At 70.9% G+C, this 15,966-nt stretch carries 14 protein-coding genes; 5 read left to right on the forward strand and 9 right to left on the reverse strand.

Annotated elements, in window-relative coordinates; translation table 11 throughout:
* Position 1 precedes the first annotated feature (1 nt).
* From SROS_RS23645 to SROS_RS23670, 6 genes are read right to left on the reverse strand one after another with little or no spacing between them, the layout of a single operon-like run.
* The gene (locus tag SROS_RS23645) at positions 2 to 1,360 is read right to left on the reverse strand and encodes a carboxylesterase/lipase family protein (protein ID WP_043656510.1); all 1,359 of its coding nucleotides are present in this window, start codon (positions 1,358 to 1,360) and stop codon (positions 2 to 4) included.
* Positions 1,357 to 2,667 carry a M28 family metallopeptidase gene (locus tag SROS_RS23650; RefSeq protein ID WP_012891435.1) on the reverse strand — a complete coding sequence of 437 codons (1,311 nt, stop codon included), beginning with the start codon at positions 2,665 to 2,667 and terminating at the stop codon, positions 1,357 to 1,359. Before SROS_RS23650 ends, SROS_RS23645 begins: the two co-directional genes overlap by 4 nt.
* On the reverse strand, positions 2,664 to 3,473 hold the full coding sequence (locus SROS_RS23655) for a carbohydrate ABC transporter permease (RefSeq protein WP_012891436.1): 810 nt from the start codon (positions 3,471 to 3,473) through the stop codon (positions 2,664 to 2,666). Before SROS_RS23655 ends, SROS_RS23650 begins: the two co-directional genes overlap by 4 nt.
* Positions 3,470 to 4,351 carry a carbohydrate ABC transporter permease gene (locus SROS_RS23660; protein ID WP_012891437.1) on the reverse strand — a complete coding sequence of 294 codons (882 nt, stop codon included), beginning with the start codon at positions 4,349 to 4,351 and terminating at the stop codon, positions 3,470 to 3,472. Before SROS_RS23660 ends, SROS_RS23655 begins: the two co-directional genes overlap by 4 nt.
* Positions 4,348 to 5,601: an ABC transporter substrate-binding protein gene (locus SROS_RS23665; RefSeq protein ID WP_012891438.1), complete on the reverse strand. Its 1,254-nt coding sequence runs from the start codon at positions 5,599 to 5,601 to the stop codon at positions 4,348 to 4,350. Before SROS_RS23665 ends, SROS_RS23660 begins: the two co-directional genes overlap by 4 nt.
* A gap of 10 nt (positions 5,602 to 5,611) precedes the next feature.
* Positions 5,612 to 6,469 carry a poly(ethylene terephthalate) hydrolase family protein gene (locus SROS_RS23670; RefSeq protein WP_012891439.1) on the reverse strand — a complete coding sequence of 286 codons (858 nt, stop codon included), beginning with the start codon at positions 6,467 to 6,469 and terminating at the stop codon, positions 5,612 to 5,614.
* A 66-nt stretch (positions 6,470 to 6,535) separates the two neighbouring features.
* Between SROS_RS23670 and SROS_RS46165 the strand changes: the two genes are divergently transcribed.
* Complete coding sequence (locus tag SROS_RS46165; protein WP_081453204.1) at positions 6,536 to 7,222, forward strand: TetR/AcrR family transcriptional regulator; 687 nt, start codon at positions 6,536 to 6,538, stop codon at positions 7,220 to 7,222.
* Here the strand turns inward: SROS_RS46165 and SROS_RS23680 are convergent.
* The 3 genes from SROS_RS23680 to SROS_RS23690 all read right to left on the reverse strand — a co-directional run bounded on the left by SROS_RS23680 (position 7,192) and on the right by SROS_RS23690 (position 11,758).
* On the reverse strand, positions 7,192 to 9,078 hold the full coding sequence (locus tag SROS_RS23680) for a hypothetical protein (protein WP_148269174.1): 1,887 nt from the start codon (positions 9,076 to 9,078) through the stop codon (positions 7,192 to 7,194). The two genes, SROS_RS46165 and SROS_RS23680, sit on opposite strands and share 31 nt — an antisense overlap.
* A gap of 20 nt (positions 9,079 to 9,098) precedes the next feature.
* Positions 9,099 to 10,679, reverse strand: coding sequence for a zinc-binding metallopeptidase family protein (locus tag SROS_RS23685; RefSeq protein WP_012891442.1), 1,581 nt, complete (start codon positions 10,677 to 10,679; stop codon positions 9,099 to 9,101).
* A 68-nt stretch (positions 10,680 to 10,747) separates the two neighbouring features.
* Positions 10,748 to 11,758: a LacI family DNA-binding transcriptional regulator gene (locus tag SROS_RS23690; RefSeq protein ID WP_012891443.1), complete on the reverse strand. Its 1,011-nt coding sequence runs from the start codon at positions 11,756 to 11,758 to the stop codon at positions 10,748 to 10,750.
* 161 nt (positions 11,759 to 11,919) lie between these two features.
* Here SROS_RS23690 and SROS_RS23695 point away from each other — a divergent pair, with 161 nt between their 5' ends.
* The 4 genes from SROS_RS23695 to SROS_RS23710 are packed head-to-tail and all read left to right on the forward strand — an operon-like array spanning position 11,920 to position 15,864.
* The gene (locus SROS_RS23695; protein ID WP_148269175.1) at positions 11,920 to 13,215 is read left to right on the forward strand and encodes an ABC transporter substrate-binding protein; all 1,296 of its coding nucleotides are present in this window, start codon (positions 11,920 to 11,922) and stop codon (positions 13,213 to 13,215) included.
* Positions 13,209 to 14,063 (forward strand): carbohydrate ABC transporter permease, encoded by an 855-nt coding sequence (locus SROS_RS23700; protein WP_012891445.1) that lies wholly within the window; start codon positions 13,209 to 13,211, stop codon positions 14,061 to 14,063. The genes SROS_RS23695 and SROS_RS23700 overlap by 7 nt, the downstream gene beginning before the upstream one ends.
* Complete coding sequence (locus SROS_RS23705; RefSeq protein WP_012891446.1) at positions 14,060 to 14,878, forward strand: carbohydrate ABC transporter permease; 819 nt, start codon at positions 14,060 to 14,062, stop codon at positions 14,876 to 14,878. Before SROS_RS23700 ends, SROS_RS23705 begins: the two co-directional genes overlap by 4 nt.
* Entirely contained in the window at positions 14,875 to 15,864 is a 990-nt protein-coding gene (locus SROS_RS23710; protein WP_012891447.1) for a serine hydrolase domain-containing protein, read from the forward strand. The genes SROS_RS23705 and SROS_RS23710 overlap by 4 nt, the downstream gene beginning before the upstream one ends.
* Positions 15,865 to 15,966: the final 102 nt, after the last annotated feature.

Raw genomic sequence — 15,966 nt, forward strand, 5'->3', positions numbered from 1 at the left:
GTCACAACCTCCGGTCGATGGGTTCATTGAAGACCATGGTGTGCCCGAGTGGCCAGCCGGGATCGCCGGTGCGGGCGAAACGCACCCAGGCGGCGTGCATCGCGTCGGCCACGGCCTGCGGCGCGCCCGGTCCTGCGGTGCGTTCGACGCCGGGCGCGTCGAGCACGTCGAAGACGAAGGGCAGGTCGAGGTTGTGCACCGCGCCCACGCGTCCGCCGCCGACCGGGCTCTCGACGGGCGACTCCCACCGGAACTCGTAGGCGTAGGCGGGCCTGGCCTCGCGGATCCAGCGCGTCTCGCGGGTGAACAGGTGCTGGGTGAAGGCGCGTCCGACGCGTTCGGCGGGCGTGAGGCCGGGTCCGTCGACCTGGACGCCGAGATGGTCGAGCGCGGCCTGCGCGGCGGCCTCGTCGAGGTCGGCGGCCAGGCGGCGGACGAACACGTCGGCCTCCTGGGAGGTGCAGCCGACCAGCAGTGGAAGGTGCCCGCTCGCGCCTGCGCGCAGGGCGGCCAGCGGGACGGCCGGGATCAGGTCGCCGTCGACGACCGGCTTGACCGGCACCGACTCGTTCAGCCCGCCGGCGTCGCCGGTCAGCGGCGGCGGCTGTTCGGCGACGAGCGCCTCGGGGGGCAGCCCGGCGAACGAGGACCTGGTCGGGTCGATCCCCAGCCGGGTGGCGAGCGTCTTGGCGTAGTCGCGCGCCTCCTGCTCGGTGGCGACCAGGTTGGCCGAGCCGCTCATCACGATCGCGCGCCGGAACAGCCCTTCGGCACGGGGCATCGTCAGCAGGGTGGCGACGGCGGCGGCGCCCGCCGACTGCCCGGCGATCGTCACGTTGCCGGGGTCGCCGCCGAAGGCCGCGATGTTGTCGCGCACCCATTCCAGCGCGGCCAGCCAGTCGAGGACGCCCCGGTTGAGCGGGGCGTCCTCCAGGGCCAGGAAGCCCTCGAAGCCGAGCCGGTAGTTGATGGCCACGCAGACCACGCCGTCGCGGGCGAAGCGGGAGCCCTGGTGCCAGGCCGCCCCGTTGCCGCCGATGGAGAACGCGCCGCCGTGGATCCAGACCAGGACGGGCAGCCCGGCCCGGCCGGTCTCAGGGGTGCGCACGTCGAGGTTGAGGCAGTCCTCGCCGACCTCGAAGACGTCGGGCGCGTACAGGCCGATGTCCTCACCGGCCGCCTGCGGGGCGGCAGGGCCCCGCGTGACGGCGGGCCGTACGCCGTCCCACGCGGGTGGCGGGACGGGCGCGCCGAAGCGGTGCTCGCCGAAGGGCGGGGCGGCGTACGGCACGCCGAGGAAGGCGAGCACGCCCTCCTCGGCCCTGCCCTCGACCAGCCCGGCAGTGGTTCGCACGATCATGCGCGGCGCCATCCGGCCGTCCCTTCGACGATTCTGATCGCCGCCCGGGTGAGCGGCTCAAGGCTGGCCTCGTGCACCTTGTCGAGGGTGTCGGCCGAGTCGAACAGGTACATGGGAGCCGACAGGAAGTGCACGAGCGGCACCCCTTCGGGGTGGAAGAAGGCCCCGTCGGTGGGCGGCATCGGGGAGAACACGTCCGGCGGCAGCACGAACGAGCGTCTCAGGTCCTCCGCGACGAGGGCCGCCGCCACCAGCCTCTCCAGCTCCGGTTTCCTGGTGGTGAACCACCAGCCGGGTTCGGGGTCGCCGGTGGGCACCAGCTCGTCGTCCACGATCACGCACCGCCGGGCGGCGTGCTCCAGGTGGAGCTGGAGCACGACGTCGCCCAGCAGGCCGCGGTTCTCCTCGATGAAGGCCCGGGTGCCCGCGGCGTGCGCCATGTGACCTGCGGTCAGCAGGAAGATCAGGTTGTGCGGCCGGTCCCGCTCGGGCACGCCCGCCCAGTACTGGGCGGCGGCCAGCACCAGCGCGATCCCCGAGGCGTCCTCGACGGCCGAGGCCCAGGGCGCGTCGTGGTGCGAGCCGATGATCACCCACTGGTCGGAGCGGCCGGGGAGCGTGCCGATCACGTTGTGCGAGACGGCCGGGCCCGTCTCCGACTCGACGGTGAGCGTGCCCGTGCAGGGGCCCTCGTCGACCAGGTCGAGCACCCGCCGCGAGTCGCCGCCCGACAGCCAGACGGCCGGGAGGCCGCGGTGCACGGCGTCGTAGGGCACGTAGTAGTCGCGTGTCTCCCACGGCACCCCGGTCAGTGCCCCCGCGAAGGCGGCGGCGCCGCCGTCCATGACGCCCTGGATGACGTCGAGGTAGTCGAGCTGGAAGGGCAGCGTCTGGACCAGCTCGTCGAAGACGCCCTCGGGGTCGTGCACGGCCGTCGCCAGGTCCCTGAGGTAGGACTGCGGCAGCTCGGTGAAGGTGTACTCGGGCACGACGATCGCGCCCGGCACGACCTCGCGGCTGACCGGCGCGCTCACGATCGCCTTCGGCGTGGTGTACGGCAGGGCGGACGCCGCCACCCGCACGACTCTCGACGGGTCGGCGTCCAGGCGCACCACCAGGGCCGCCGTCACCGGCCGCCAGACGGGCAGCTCGACCGGCGCCAGCCGTACGTCGTGGAGCCCGAACTCGGTGAAGCGCTCGGCGGCCCACGCGGCGGTCCAGTCGTCGGCCGGGTAGCCGGGACGCCTGATGCCCCGCGAGGTGACCGTCTCGATCCACTCCATCATCCGCGCGGTGTCCGGGATCATCGTTTCAGCCCTCCGAAGGTGAGCCCAGCCACGTAGTAGCGCTGCAGCGCCACCATCAGGATGAACGGTGGCACGGCGGTGACCAGTGCCGCGGTGGTGGTCAGGTGATAGTTGAAGCCGACCTCGCTCTGGAAGTTGGCCAGCCCCACCGGCAACGGCCACAGCTCCTGCTCGTTAGCCACGATCAGCGGCCAGAGCAGGTTGTCCCACTGTGCTAGGAAATGCACGAGGAACAGGGTGATGAGCGCGGGCTTGAGCAGCGGCACGGCGATGCGCGCGAAGATGCGGAACTCCCCGGCGCCGTCGACCCGCGCGGCCAGCAGCAGCTCCTTCGGGATGCCGAGGGCGAACTGCCGCACCAGGAAGACGCCGAACGCGCTGATCATGCCCGGCACCATCATGCCCTGGAAGGTGTTGACCCAGCCGAGCTCCTTCACGATGAGGAAGACGGGGATGACCAGGACCATCGGGGTGAGCGCGAGCGTGCCGATCACCAGCGCGAACAGGACGCGGCGGCCGGGGAAGGACAGCTGGGCCATCGCGTAACCGGCGGCGGCCGAGAAGATCACGTCCAGGACGCCGGTGCCGACGCACAGGATGAGGCTGTTGCGCAGGTAGGTGGGCAGGTTGCCCTCGCCGAACAGCAGCCCGATGTTCTCGGGCAGGTGGAAGCCGTTGAAGACCAGTCCGCGCAGGTCGGTGTCGTCGGGCGCCGAGGCGACGACGAGCATGGCATAGACCGGCAGCAGCATGAACCCGACCGCGACGATCAGCCAGACGGTGCGCAGGACGGTTCCCGCTCTCATTCGTCGCCTCCCTTCAGGAACCCGAACTGCAGCGCCGAGACGATCACCATGGCGACGAGCAGCACCATGCCCATCGCGGCGGCGTAGCCCATATGCTCGTAAGGGAAGGCGTTGGCCCAGATGTAGTACGGCAGTACCTGGGTGGCGTCGGCGGGCCCGCCGCCGGTGAGCAGAAAGGCGGGCACGAACGCCTGCATCGATCCGGCCACCGAGATGACCAGGACGAACAGCAGGGTCCTGCGCAGCAGCGGGAGCGTGATCCGGGTGAACGTGGTCACCGCCCCTGAGCCGTCGATGGCGGCGGCCTCGTACACCTCACCGGGCAGCGCCTGCAGCCCGGCGGTCAGGATGATCACGAACAGCCCCATGCTCTTCCAGACGACCATCACGACCAGGGCCCAGATGGCCAGGTCGGAGCTGGTCAGCCAGGACTGCGGATCGATCCCGACCAGGCCGAGGAGGGTGTTGGCCAGGCCGCGGTCGGAGTAGATGATCACCCAGACCATGGACGTGGCGGCGAGCGGCATCACGGCCGGAATCATGACGAGCGCTCTGAGCCAGCGGTTGAGCCGTCCCGGCCTGCTCAGCGGCACGGCCACCAGCAGGGCCAGCACGATCGTCGGGACGACCGTGCAGACCGTGTAGACGACGGTGATCCACGCCGAGTTGAGGAAGCCGGGGTCGGCGAACATGCGCTCGTAGTTGGCGAGGCCGATCCAGTTGGGCGTCCCTGCCATCTCGTAGTCGGTGAAGCTGAGATAGATGGCGGCCAGGAACGGGACGAGCCAGAACACGACGAAGAAGACGGCCACCGGGAGGGTCAGCGCCACGCCCGCCGTGGCCTGGGGCCGGGCTCTGGCCCTGCCGAGCACGCTCACAGGACCGGTCGCACGGCGGAGTCGAAGGCCGCCGCGGCCTGGGCGGGGGTCGACTTGCCGTGGGCGACGGAGTCGACGGCGCCGGCCGCGGCCTTCGCCAGTTCGAGGGTGCCGGGGATGATCGGGCCGAAGTCGACATGCGGGAGGCTGTCGGCGACGATCTTCATGATCTCGGACTTGCCGCGCGGCCCGGCGTCGCGCCAGCCCTTGGTCGGGATGATGATGCCGTTGTCGAGGTTGGCGGTCACCGACGGGGCGCCCTGCAGGTAGTTGACGAGGTGCCAGGCGGTGAACTGGTTGGGCGAGTCCTTGGCCACGCCCCAGCCCCAGGTGTAGGCGGGAACGACGGGCGGGCCGCCGGCCCAGGTGGGCATGGGCGCGACGCCGTACTGCTTGCCGAAGGTGAGCTTGTCCTTGCCCAGCTTCTCCAGCGCGGGGCCGAGGAAGGCGCCGCTGACGACCATGGCGGCCTCGCCGGAGTAGAACAGGCCGAGCGAGCCCAGCGGGTTGGAGAGCTTGGGGTTGCCGATACCCGACATGTACGTCAGGGCGTCGATGCCCTGCTCGGTGGCCAGCGACGCCTTCGCGCCGCCCGCCGCGACGAGCTCGCCGCCCTTGCCCTGGACGAGGGCGGTCAGCGTCATGAGGGCCCACTGCGGGTCGCCGTAGAGCCACTGCAGGCCGACTCGCCTGCGGTCCCCGGAGGTGAGCTTGGCGCTGTAGTCGGCGACCTCCTCCCAGGTCGCCGGGGGCTTGTCGGGGTCGAGTCCGGCCTCCTCGAACCGGTCCTTGCGGTAGTAGAGCATGCAGGGGTTGAAGTCGATGGGCACGCCGTAGGGCACGTCCTGGTAGGTGAGCGGGGTGGTCGTGCCCGGCTCGTAGTTCTGTAGCGAGAGCGCCTTGGTGTCGACGGGCGCGAGCCGCTTCTTCTTGGCGTGCGCGGGGAAGCTCCAGTGGCCGATCTTGAAGACGTCGGGCGGGGCGCCGCCGCTGAAGGCGGTCAGCAGTTTGGCGTCGAGCTGGCCCACGGGCAGGTAGAGCAGCTTCACGTCGACCTTGAACTCGGCGATGTAGCGGTGCACGAGCTCCTGGAACTGCTGGCCGGTGTCCTGCGAGCCGTGCAGCCAGACGGTGACCTCGCCGTGCGGCCTGCCGTCCGCGGCCTGCTGCCGAGGCTGGTCCTTGCCGCATCCGGCGAGCAGGGTGAGCGCGCCGGCGGCGAGTAGCCCACGCCGCGTCAGATCCGCCATGGTGGTTCTCCTAGGTGAGGTTCTTGAGGGCCTGGTTCTGCCAGGCGGTGTTGGTGGGGAGCTCGGCGGCGCCGCCGGCGAACGCCCCGCGGGCCTGGGCGTCGGCCTGGAGGCGGTACCTCAGCCAGGCGGTCACGTAGCCGAGGAAGGCCCCGCCGGTGTTCTGGATGTCGTTGTGCCCCGCGCCCTTGAGCAGCGCCCGGCCCGCTCCGGCGGTGGCCTGGTCGTAGTAGCCCTGCACGGTCGCGGCCGAGGAGATCAGCCAGTCGTTCGCGCCGCTGAGGAAGAGCACCGGGCAGGTCAGGTCGGCGACGGAGAACTCGTCTCCCGGGCCGGCCATCCACTGCGCGGGCACGGCGATCGGCACGACGGTCTTGATCAGCCCGGCGGAGTCGTTGGCCGCGTTGATGGATCCGCCCGCGCCCTGGGAGTGGCCGACGGCGGCGACCTGGGCGGTGTTCAGCTTGCCGTGGAAGACGCTGGTGGGGTCGGTGTTGAGGCTGATGAGGTGCTGGGCGGCGGCGAGGATCTCGGCGCCCGTGCCCGTGGTCGTGTCGGTGGAGGCGACCACCGCGAAGCCCCATGAGGCGAGGTGGTTGAGCAGGCCCGGGTAGTTGTCGGGGGTGGCCCACGAGCCGTTGCCCCATGTGACGATCGGGTGGGTGACGCCGCCCGAGCCCAGGGCCTGCGGGTGGTAGAGCCGGTGGCCGCCCGAGGTGCCGGTGGCGACCGGCCACGGACCCGCCGCCTTGTAGATCGTCTCGATGGTGGAGGCGGCGTCGGCCTCGGTGGTCCAGGACAGGAATCCGGCCGACATGAGGCCGAGCGTCCCTGCCCGCAACGCCTGCCGACGGGTGAAGTTCTCCATGGTCACCTCGTAGGTTATTTGGAGACGTGAACGTCTCCTAAGAGAGGGAAGTACGATCGGAGAGCGATGTCAAGACATGAACAGAAGGAAATTCCGGCGGCCCAGCCGCTCCCCAGGGGACGGCACGGACTCTCCCCCGACACGGTGCGCACCTCCCAGCGAGACCGCCTCGTGGAGGCCATGCTGAGGCTCGTCGCGAGGCGTGGATACGCCGCCACGAGCGTGCCGGACGTGATCGCCGCCGCGCGGGTCTCGCGCAACGCCTTCTACGCCCAGTTCGCCGACAAGGAGGCGTGCTTCCTCGCCGGATGCGAGCGCGACCTGCCCGAGCTGATCGATTCGATCCGCACGGCCGCGTCGGGGGCGGGCGACCGCTGGAGCGAGGCGCTCCGGCTGGGGATGGCCGCCTACCTGCGGTGGTGGCAGGAGCGCCCGGAGTACGCGCAGGCGTACTTCGTGGAGCTGCCGAGGGCGGGTGAGCGGGCCGTCGAGCAGCGTGACGCCGCCTACCGGCCCTTCCTCGACATGTTCGGGGCGCTGGCCGCGCGGGCCAGGCTGGAGGATCCCTCGCTGCCGCCGCTGCGTGCCGCGGTGCCCCGCCTGATCGTCTACGGGATCACCGAGTTCATCGCCTCGGAGGTGCGTGAGGGCCGCGTCACCACTCTGACGTCGTCGGCCGGCGACCTCTACCACTACACGGTCGCCCTGCTCGCCGGCCCCGATCACGGCATCGCGACCACCCCTTCCGCCTGAACCAGCCAACCTTCGGGAAAGCACTCCTCCGCCGCCATGTGGGCGACGGCGGCCAGCAGGCCGCCGTTGCCCGGCAGGTAGAGGGGCAGCAGGCCGGGCCACTGGTGGTTGTGGCCGCTGGCCAGGTAGGTGTTCTTCGGGGCGTCCATCAGCAGCGCGTCCACGGCGGTGTCAGGCTCGCCGAGCCTGGCCGCGCACATGGCGAGCATCGGATAGTCCCAGCCCCAGGTGCTCTCCAGGTCCCAGTCGGCGAGCACGTCGTGCAGGGTGGCCCGCATGGTCTCGGGGTCGATCAGCGGGGTGGGCGGCACGAACCCGAGCGCGCCGGTCATCGAGGGATGGTCGGTCCTGATCGTGTACGGCTCCACGCCGATGGCCGCGTAGACGCCGTCGCGCACCAGCGGCCGGGCCAGGCCGTGCAGGACCCGCGCCCACTCCGGGTCGGGGTCGAGGCCGAGCAGGCCCCGCCACCGCTGGGCCGTCTCCAGCCCCCACCACCAGTAGGCCAGCTCGAACGCGGGATCGCGCACCACCCGCCTGGACTCGTGGTAGGACTCCTGCGCCGGGACCAGCGGCGGCCCCAGATGCCCGCCGCCCGCGAAGGAGGCCATGAACTCGGCCGTCTCGAACACCAGGTCCCGGTAGTCCTCCAGCGCCCCCGGGCGGACCCGGCGGAGCAGCTCGGCGAAGTAGATCAGGTGCGGCTGCTGCCAGACGATGAAGGCGCCGATCTCGCTCGGGCTCTCCCTTCCCTCCGGCCCCACCTGCTTGGGCCAGCGGGCGCCGCGGAAACCCTGCCGTCCGGCCGTGGCCCTGGCCCGCGGCAGGATCGAGCGGTACCACGGCAGGCTCCGCTCCAGCAGCTCGGGCCTTCCCCACAGGGCGAAGTGAGCGGCATGCCACCAGTGCATCTCCAGGTGGAACTTGCCGCTCCAGGAGTTGACGGCCAGCCCGGTCTCCTGCGGCGGGGTGGAGCCCGCGCAGTTGACCGCGGTGAGGTACTGCGAGAGCACGACCCGGCGTTCGAGCTCGGGCGCTCGCGGGTCGGTGCTGCCGTCGAAGCTCACCGCTCCCCCGCTCGTCCAGAACCTCTCCCAGTGGGCGGCGGCAGCCGTACGGACCTGGGAGAAGGACGGGAGGGCGGCGCCGACGGGGTGGCGTGCGAACTCGACGACGAGCTCCAGCTCGTCGCCCTGGATCAGGTACACGTGACCGCCGGGCGACGTGAGCCGCGCCGCCCCCGCCCACTCGGCGGCCACGTGGTATCGGTCCGCGTCCAGGACGCGGGTGAAGTCGCAGCGCGAGCCGTACGGCGTGCGCGTGAGCGCGTGCGTGGTGGTGTGCCTGTCGGGTCTGTCCCAGTCGGCGGTGGTGTGCCAGCCGTCGCTGGCGTAGGGGAAGGCGATCCTGATCCCCGCGCCGCCCACGACGCGGATGGCCAGCAGGTCCCGCTCGGGGTGACAGACCGTCTCCACCTCGTACGGCAGGCCGCCCAGCTCGAAGGAGCTGGACAGCATGCCGGTCCACAGGTCGAGGGTCTGCGCCGACCGGCCGAGCGGGGCGGCCTCGTCGACGTCGAGGCCGATCCGGCCGAGATGCAGGCGGTGCGGGTTCACGTGCAGCCAGCCGCCCGCCTCGGTGGCCGGATACAGGTCCGGATAGCCGACGCCGTCGTAGTCGGTGAGCGCGTCCTCCAGCACGTGGCCCTCGGGGTTGGGCATCGTGTGCCAGCCCCACTGCGCCTGCGTGCCCAGCGGCGCGAAGGTCTGCAGCCCGGTGGCGTCGGCGGTGAAGGCGAACTCCCCGTTGCCGACGGTGAGCGGACACCCGGCGTCGACGATGGTGTGCCGACGCACGAGCGTCCTCCTGTCCATGCTCACGCACACCCCGGCGTGCCGGAGGCGCGCTGCTGGCGCATGGCGGTCACGTCGCCCGCGACGGCCGACTGGGCCATCGGGCCGAGGTCGAGCACGACGTCGGTGAAGGCGAGCGACGCCTTGCGCATCGCCGGCAGGTCGATCGCCTCGGTGCCGAACTGCGGCGAGAACAGCGTCTTGGGCGCGGCGATGGGCGCGATGACGGGCAGCAGGTGCTGGTTGTACGGCGTGCCCTCGCCACCGAAGCCGCAGTGGTGCGGCACCGTGGCGAGGTCGGCCGCCGACAGGCCCTTGAGGATCGCGGTGCGCTTCACGTCCCAGTACTGGATGTGGCCCTTGACCAGTTCGCGCAGCGGCGTGCTCTCGCTGACGGGGACCATCAGCAGTTCGGTGAGGGTGGGGTTGGCGACGAGCTGCTTGCCCGGCAGGCCGTTCGGCCTGGCGACCGCGTCGTAGCGCTTGGCGCCGAGGTGCTCGAGCACGACGACGGAGGAGACCCCGCCCTGGTCGTACTCGGCGTCGAGCTGGGCGGCGAGCCGGCCCGCGCCGCCCTCGCGGACGTCAGGGCCGGTCAGGTGCTGGTAGAGGTGGCCGGTCACGAACGCGAACTGCACGGTGCGCGGACGGCACTCCACCGGTAGCGACGACAGGTAGCGGGCCATCTCGATCATGGTGAGCGGGCCGTTGTCCCACACCGGGCTCATGCCGTCGGTGTGGCTCTCCACGACGATCTTCTGGGCGCTCCCGCCGGGAAGCGTCGCGAGCAGGGTGCGGGTCGTCGTCGGCGTCCAGGCGGCGTTCACGGTCAGCGCGGCCTGGACCGGCTGCCCGGCGGCCAGCGCGTCCTTGATCTGCTTGCCCTGGTCGGCGCCGACGTACGCGCCTGGCACGCCGTACGGCAGGCCCTCGTAGGGCGCGTACATGCCCTGGATCTGGGCGTGCGGGAGCTGGCTCACCTCGATCACGCCCACCGCGCCCGCGGCGGCGGCCGCCTTGAGGTCGGCGTCGGCGGCGGCCGGGGCCTCCATCGACTCCGAGCCGAGCAGGTTGATCGTGTGGGCCGGGTCGTACATGGAGTAGCCGAGGCCGAGCGGATAGAACAGCAGGTTGGGCACGCTGGTCCACGGCAGGTCCCGGACGACGATCTTCCCGGCGGCGTTGGCCGCGGTGATGTTCGTCCCTGCGGCCAGGTGGACGAGCGGCGCCGAGACGCCGCCCGCGCCGGTGGAGGAGGAGAACGGCACGGGGGCCGCGACCTGCACTGCCGTACCGCCGACGGTCAGGCCGGTGCCGAGGCTGTCCCAGCGGTCGATGGCGTAGGGCAGGGAGGAGAACTGGAGGCCGGGGATGGCCGCCATCTCCTCCTCCAGCCAGTCGACGTAGCCGGCGTGCGCGGTGGAGCCGGTCGGCCTGGGGCCGAACGCCTCCTGCTGCTCGGCCAGGGTGCTCAGGCGGGCCTCGGAGGCGAACGCGGCGGGGTCGACCCTGACCGGGCAGGCCAGGGCGGACGCCTGGGCGAGGGCCGGTTGCGCGGGTGCGACCAGCGGGAGGAGAAGGGTGAGGAGAGCGAGTCGTCTCACGTGGGGGTCCTTCCATCGAATCGTTTTAATGCGTGGTCCGCGACAGTCCCCCGACATGCGGTTGGTTCTCAGAGGCGAGGCGATCCTGTGGTTCCGCGGACGATCAGCGTGGGTGACACCGACGACGTCACCGATCGTGAGCGTCCCTCGATGCGTTCGACGAGCAGGCGCGCGGCGGTCGCCCCGATCACGTGCCCGTCCTGGTCGACGCTGGTGAGCGAGATGCGCTTGAGCGAGGCGATTCCGATGTTGTCGTATCCGGCGACGGAGAGGTCCTCCGGCACCGACAGGCCCGCCTCGTCGGCGGCGCGCAGCACGCCGAGCGCCGCGATGTCGGCCCCGGCGAAGATCGCGGTGGGCCGGTCGTCGCGCGCGAGCAGTTCCCGCGCGCCCTCGAAGCCGCCCTCCTCGGTGAAGGAGGTGGCCAGCACGTCGTCGGCGAGTCCGTGGGCGCGCATCGCCTGGCGGTAGCCTTCGGCGCGCACCGTGTGCGGCAGTCCCTGGGCGCGGGCCCGCTCCATGTGGGTGATGTGCGCGATCCGGGTGTGCCCGAGCCCGACCAGGTGGTCGACCACGAGCCCCGCCCCCATCACGTCGTCGTCGACGACAGCGTCGTAGGCCGCGGCGCCGCCGTGCCTGCCCACCACGACGACCGGGGTGGCCGTCGCGATGGCGGCGAGTTCGGCGTCCGCCATGACCGGCGAGATCAGGATGAGCCCGTCCATGCTCCGGTCGATCATGGCGTCGGTCATCCTGGCCTGCGTCCTGGGCTCGATCCCGCCGGGTCCGAGCAGCACCTGGTACTCGGTGTCGCCCAGCCGGCCGGTGACGCCCTCGATGATGTCGGGGAAGAACGGGTTGCGGGTGTCGGAGAGCATGACGCCGAGGGTGTAGGTGCGTCCGCGCAGGGCGCGGGCCGCGGCGTGCGGGCGGTAGCCCAGCTCGTCGATGGCCTGCGTCACCTTGGCCTGCATCTCCGCGCTCACGCCGTAGGCCCCGCGCACCACCTTGGACACGGCGGCCGTGGAAACCCCGGCTCGCCTGGCCACATCGGCGATCGTCACCCGTCCGCTCGTCACACGCCGTCCTTCATCGAGTTTTCGTAGAACGAACTACACATTTTTCTGAGAGGTGAGGCTAGCCCGTCTCTGCTACTCAGGTCTACCTCTTGACGGGCGATTCTCTCGTGCCCTAACAATGGAGAACGTTCTACATAATACCCCCTAACACGAACAGGAGCATGGGCGTGAGAGCACCATCTCGTCTGCTCGGCGCGGCGATCGGCGCCGTCCTCGCCCTGTCCCTCTCCGGCTGCGGGTCGTCCGCCTCGGAGGGGACCGGTCAGGTGAAGCTGACCCTCTGGCACAACAGCGCGGACCCGGCGCCGCTGCTGGAGATGTACAAGAAGTTCGAGAAGCAGTCCGGCCACAGGATCGAGCTCGTGTCGATCCCGTCCGACGGCTTCGAGGACACCACCCAGACCAAGTGGGCCACCGGCGACCGCCCGGACATCCTGGAGTACCACGCGACGGCGAGCGGCCTGCTGGCCCTCAACCCGGCCGAGAACCTGCGCGACCTGACAGGCGAGGCGTACATCGCCAGGTCCGGCGACCTCTACCAGGCCGCCGGGTCCGTCAACGGCAAGGTCTACGCCGCCATCACCGGCTTCCCCCAGGTCTTCGGCCTCTACTACAACAAGAAGGTCTTCACCGCGGCCGGGCTGACCCCGCCCACGAACTTCGCCGAGCTCGCCGCCGCCTGCCCCAAGCTCAAGGCCGCCGGGGTCACTCCGGTCTTCGAGTCGGGCGGGTCGATCTGGCCGGTGCAGATCCTGCCCATCCTCTACCTGGCAGGCGCCAACCAGTCCAACGCCTACGGCAAGGCCATCGCGGGCCACAGCAGCACGCTGGCCGACGCGGGCTCGCCCTTCGTCTCCGGCCTGACCGCCTACGCCAAGCTGAAGGGCGACGGCTGCTTCAACAAGGACATCGTCACCGCCAAGTTCGAGGACTCCATGAAGGCCCTCGTGACCGGCGAGGCCGCCATGGTCGCCCAGCACTCCGACATGCTCCCGGCCCTCCTCGCGGCCGCGGGCGGCGACCAGAAGACCGTCGACGAGTCCGTCGGCTTCGTCGGCCTGTCGAGCGACAAGCCGCTCGTGACCTACGCGCCCGGCCCGATCGGCACGTTCTACCTGCCCAAGACCGGTGACGCGGCGCGGGAGAAGGCGTCGCTCGACTTCGTGCGCTTCATGACCGGCCCGGCCTACGCCGAGTACATCACCGCGTCCAAGACCTTCCCCGTCCTCAAGGACGTGCCCGACCCGCAGGGCGTCTCCTCCGTGCTGCAGGACGTCAAGAAGGCCTACGACACCGGCGCGGTCATCGCCTTCAACTCCGACATCCCCGGCATGGGCGGGCTGGCCCAGCTCATGTCCGAGCTGATCGCCGGGCAGAAGGATCCGCAGAAGGCGGCGACCCAGCTACAGGGCCAGGTCGAGCAGGCGGCCAAGGCGGCAGGACTGCCCGGATGGTGATGCGGAACAGGGCGGTCTGGCTGCCGTGGGCACTGCCCGCGATCGTGCTGGTCACGGTCTTCTTCGTCGCCCCGTTCCTGCTCAACGTCCGGTTCGCGTTCTCCTCCTGGACGAGCTTCCGGGCCGAGATCACCTGGAACGGGCTGGAGAACGTCCGCACGCTGATCGACCAGGACCTGCTGGCCAACGCGGTCACCGTGACCGTGCTGTACGCGATCCTGTGCATGGCGATCCAGAACACGGTCAGCCTCTCGCTGGCCCTGGCCCTCCAGCGGACCAGCGGGATCAACACCGTCTTCCGCTCGGCGTTCTTCCTGCCGACGCTCATCTCGCCGCTGGCCGCCGGATACATCTGGCGCGGGCTGCTCGCCCCCGACGGGGCGGTCAACTCCTTCCTCGGCGTCGAGTGGGCGTGGCTGGGCGAGCCGTCCACCGCGCTGGTGGTGGTCGCGTTCATCGACGCGTGGAAGTGGAGCGGGCTGATCACCCTCGTCTACATCGCGGGCCTCAACTCCATCCCGAAGTCTCTGCTGGAGTCGGCGACCGTCGACGGGGCCGGGCTGTGGACCCGGTTCCGGCGGGTGGTGTTCCCGCTGCTCGCCCCGGCGCTGACCTTCAACGTGGCGGTCACGCTGGTGGGCGCGCTCAGCGCGTACGACGTGATCGCCGCCACCACCGGCGGCGGGCCCGGCGACCACACGCGGGCCCTGAACGTGGTGATGCGCCAGCAGTGGGGGCAGGGCTTCTTCGGCTCCGCCAGCGCGCTGGGGTTCACCGTGACACTGCTGGTGATCGCCACCGCCGTGCCCCTCGTGTGGTGGCTGCGGCGCAGGGAGGTGACGGGATGAGAGCGGTCCTCAAGTACACGGCGCTGACGCTCTTCGCGATCCCGTGGGTGCTCGTCCCCATCTGGCTCGTGGTCGTCAACTCGTTCAAACCCGCGGGCGAGGCCGCCGAGCTGGGCCTCGGCCTGCCCAGGACGTGGGCGATCGCCGAGAACTACGGCATCGTGCTCGACCGGGGCGGCTACCTGATGGGGCTGGTCAACAGCCTCAAGGTGACCGTGCCGATCGTGGCGGCCGTGGTGTTCCTCGGCGCGGCGGCGGCGTGGGCGTTCGGGCGCAGCCGGTCGCGGTGGCTGCAGGCGGCCTACTTCGTGATGGGGCTGTCGATCCTGCTGCCTCCGTCGATCATCCCGACCGTCTACCTGCTGCGCGCCCTGTCGCTGGACGGCGGCTCGCTCGGCTACGTGCTGACGATGACCGGCTGCCGCCTGGGCATCGTGATCTTCCTGGCGGCCGGATTCGTCCGGGCGTTCCCCCGCGACCTGGAGGACGCCGCCGCCATCGACGGCGCCTCCCGCCTGCAGGTCTTCATCCGCATCCTGCTGCCCCTGCTGCGGCCGGTGCTGTTCGTCGGCGGCGTGATCCTGATCATCAACGTCTGGAACGACTTCTTCTTCGCCCTCTTCCTGCTCCAGGGCAGCGCGAACGCCACGCTGCCGCTGAGCCTGTTCCAGTTCGCCTCCGGCACCTTGCAGAGCCTGAACTGGAACCTCGTCTTCGCCCACGTCCTGCTCACCACGCTGCCCCTCGTGGCGGTGTACGTCGTCGCGCAGAAGCGCGTCCTGGCCGGTCTTACGGAAGGTGCACTCAAGGGATGACCACTCACGACATCGCGCTCGACTGGGTCAGGCGCGAGATCAAGGAGGGGCGGCTGCCGTGCGCGGTGTTCGGCGCCGCCACCTCCGACGGGATCCAGGTGCTGGAGGCATTCGGCGAGCACGACGGCCGCGCGACCAGGACCGAGGACCACTTCGCGCTGTTCTCGGTGACCAAGCCGCTGATGGGGCTGGCCGCCCTGCGCCAGGTCGAGCGCGGGCTGCTGTCGCTGCGCCGCCCGCTGCGGGACGTGCTGCCGAACTTCGCGCGGCCCGACGTGACACTCTGGCACCTGCTCACCCACACCAGCGGCATCACCGAGCGGACGCTCACGCCCGACAACCTGCTGGAGCACCTCGTCACCGCGCCGTCGATGTTCGAGGCAGGCACGCTCAGCCACTACTCCAACCTGGCCTTCGCCGGAATCGCGGAGATGGTCCGCGACGTCACGGGCCGCGACGTGGCCGACGTGATCGACTCCGACCTGAACACGCTGGTGCCGGGCGGCGGGCGGATCACGTTCGACCCGGCGTGCGACGCGGCCGAGGTCCACGGCATCGAACTGCTCGGGCCTGGCTTCGACTTCGACAAGTTCGTACGGCTCCGCCACCCGGCAGGGGCGCTGTTCTCCCGCGCCGAGGACCTCCTGGCGCTGGGCGGGGCGCTGCTGCGCGGCGACCGCGAGCTGATCCACCCGACCACCCTGGCCGCCATGACGACCCCGCAGACGACGGGCCTGGTCAAGCTGGAGCCCGACCCGGTCAACGCCGGGCAGGACTGGGGCCTCACCTGGAACCTGCGCCACTCGGCTCCCGGCCTGCTCGACCGGCGGCTGTACGGGCACGGCGGCGCCTCGGGGTGCCAGTGGTGGATGTACCCGGAGCAGGACGCGTGCTTCGTGCTGCTGATCAACGTTATGGCGCCGAGCCTGTCCGGCGTCGACGTCGACGGCCTGCACAACGCCTTCACCACCGGGCTCGATGCGTGAACCGGGATTCGGGGGTGCTCGGAGTGCAGGTCTCAGGCGCGCAGGCGCCGTTCGTCCGTTCGGCCCCGCCCGGTTCACGGGCGGGGCTGACGTGCGGTCTTG

This window comes from Streptosporangium roseum DSM 43021 (assembly GCF_000024865.1).
GTDB lineage: Bacteria > Actinomycetota > Actinomycetes > Streptosporangiales > Streptosporangiaceae > Streptosporangium > Streptosporangium roseum.

What these genes read in the sequence shown, in the direction of transcription:
- SROS_RS23645 (WP_043656510.1), bottom strand. Translation starts at nt 1,360, where the DNA reads ATGATCGTGCGAACCACTGCCGGGCTGGTCGAGGGCAGGGCCGAGGAG.
- SROS_RS23650 (WP_012891435.1), bottom strand. Translation starts at nt 2,667, where the DNA reads ATGATCCCGGACACCGCGCGGATGATGGAGTGGATCGAGACGGTCACC.
- SROS_RS23655 (WP_012891436.1), bottom strand. Translation starts at nt 3,473, where the DNA reads ATGAGAGCGGGAACCGTCCTGCGCACCGTCTGGCTGATCGTCGCGGTC.
- SROS_RS23665 (WP_012891438.1), bottom strand. Translation starts at nt 5,601, where the DNA reads ATGGCGGATCTGACGCGGCGTGGGCTACTCGCCGCCGGCGCGCTCACC.
- SROS_RS23670 (WP_012891439.1), bottom strand. Translation starts at nt 6,469, where the DNA reads ATGGAGAACTTCACCCGTCGGCAGGCGTTGCGGGCAGGGACGCTCGGC.
- SROS_RS46165 (WP_081453204.1), top strand. Translation starts at nt 6,536, where the DNA reads ATGTCAAGACATGAACAGAAGGAAATTCCGGCGGCCCAGCCGCTCCCC.
- SROS_RS23695 (WP_148269175.1), top strand. Translation starts at nt 11,920, where the DNA reads ATGGGCGTGAGAGCACCATCTCGTCTGCTCGGCGCGGCGATCGGCGCC.
- SROS_RS23700 (WP_012891445.1), top strand. Translation starts at nt 13,209, where the DNA reads ATGGTGATGCGGAACAGGGCGGTCTGGCTGCCGTGGGCACTGCCCGCG.
- SROS_RS23705 (WP_012891446.1), top strand. Translation starts at nt 14,060, where the DNA reads ATGAGAGCGGTCCTCAAGTACACGGCGCTGACGCTCTTCGCGATCCCG.
- SROS_RS23710 (WP_012891447.1), top strand. Translation starts at nt 14,875, where the DNA reads ATGACCACTCACGACATCGCGCTCGACTGGGTCAGGCGCGAGATCAAG.